This window comes from uncultured Streptomyces sp. (assembly GCF_947488945.1).
Lineage (GTDB): Bacteria > Actinomycetota > Actinomycetes > Streptomycetales > Streptomycetaceae > Streptomyces.
The window spans coordinates 1-1,850 of the sequence record NZ_CANLBS010000060.1; the positions used below are offsets into that span (position 1 = coordinate 1).

1 rRNA gene is annotated in these 1,850 nt (G+C 56.5%); it reads left to right on the forward strand.

The annotated features are described in order from the left end of the window. Positions 1 to 1,828 (forward strand): 23S ribosomal RNA (locus Q0994_RS33800); the annotation flags it as partial. Positions 1,829 to 1,850: the final 22 nt, after the last annotated feature.

The window sequence follows — 1,850 nt, forward strand, 5'->3', positions numbered from 1 at the left end:
GGATGGGTAGGGGAGCGTCGTGTGCCGGGTGAAGCAGCCGCGGAAGCGAGTTGTGGACGGTTCACGAGTGAGAATGCAGGCATGAGTAGCGATACACACGTGAGAAACGTGTGCGCCGATTGACTAAGGGTTCCTGGGTCAAGCTGATCTGCCCAGGGTAAGTCGGGACCTAAGGCGAGGCCGACAGGCGTAGTCGATGGACAACCGGTTGATATTCCGGTACCCGCTTTGAAACGCCCAGTACTGAATCAGGCGATGCTAAGTCCGTGAAGCCGGCCCGATCTCTTCGGAGTTGAGGGTAGTGGTGGAGCCGATGAACCAGACTTGTAGTAGGTAAGCGATGGGGTGACGCAGGAAGGTAGTCCAGCCCGGGCGGTGGTTGTCCCGGGGTAAGGGTGTAGGCCGTGTGGTAGGCAAATCCGTCACACGTTAAGGCTGAGACCTGATGCCGAGCCGATTGTGGTGAAGTGGATGATCCTATGCTGTCGAGAAAAGCCTCTAGCGAGTTTCATGGCGGCCCGTACCCTAAACCGACTCAGGTGGTCAGGTAGAGAATACCGAGGCGTTCGGGTGAACTATGGTTAAGGAACTCGGCAAAATGCCCCCGTAACTTCGGGAGAAGGGGGGCCATCACTGGTGAGGGAACTTGCTTCCTGAGCTGGGGGTGGCCGCAGAGACCAGCGAGAAGCGACTGTTTACTAAAAACACAGGTCCGTGCGAAGCCGTAAGGCGATGTATACGGACTGACGCCTGCCCGGTGCTGGAACGTTAAGGGGACCGGTTAGCTGACTTTCGGGTCGGCGAAGCTGAGAACTTAAGCGCCAGTAAACGGCGGTGGTAACTATAACCATCCTAAGGTAGCGAAATTCCTTGTCGGGTAAGTTCCGACCTGCACGAATGGCGTAACGACTTCTCGACTGTCTCAACCATAGGCCCGGTGAAATTGCACTACGAGTAAAGATGCTCGTTTCGCGCAGCAGGACGGAAAGACCCCGGGACCTTTACTATAGTTTGATATTGGTGTTCGGTTCGGCTTGTGTAGGATAGGTGGGAGACTTTGAAGCGGCCACGCCAGTGGTTGTGGAGTCGCCGTTGAAATACCACTCTGGTCGTGCTGGATGTCTAACCTGGGTCCGTGATCCGGATCAGGGACAGTGTCTGATGGGTAGTTTAACTGGGGCGGTTGCCTCCTAAAGAGTAACGGAGGCGCCCAAAGGTTCCCTCAGCCTGGTTGGTAATCAGGTGTTGAGTGTAAGTGCACAAGGGAGCTTGACTGTGAGACCGACGGGTCGAGCAGGGACGAAAGTCGGGACTAGTGATCCGGCAGTGGCTTGTGGAAGCGCTGTCGCTCAACGGATAAAAGGTACCCCGGGGATAACAGGCTGATCTTCCCCAAGAGTCCATATCGACGGGATGGTTTGGCACCTCGATGTCGGCTCGTCGCATCCTGGGGCTGGAGTCGGTCCCAAGGGTTGGGCTGTTCGCCCATTAAAGCGGTACGCGAGCTGGGTTTAGAACGTCGTGAGACAGTTCGGTCCCTATCCGCTGTGCGCGTAGGAATATTGAGAAGGGCTGTCCCTAGTACGAGAGGACCGGGACGGACGAACCTCTGGTGTGCCAGTTGTCCTGCCAAGGGCATGGCTGGTTGGCTACGTTCGGAAAGGATAACCGCTGAAAGCATCTAAGCGGGAAGCCTGCTTCGAGATGAGTATTCCCACCCCCTTTGAGGGGTTAAGGCTCCCAGTAGACGACTGGGTTGATAGGCCAGATGTGGAAGCCCGGTAACGGGTGGAGCTGACTGGTACTAATAGGCCGAGGGCTTGTCCTCAGTTGCTCGCGTCCACTGTGTT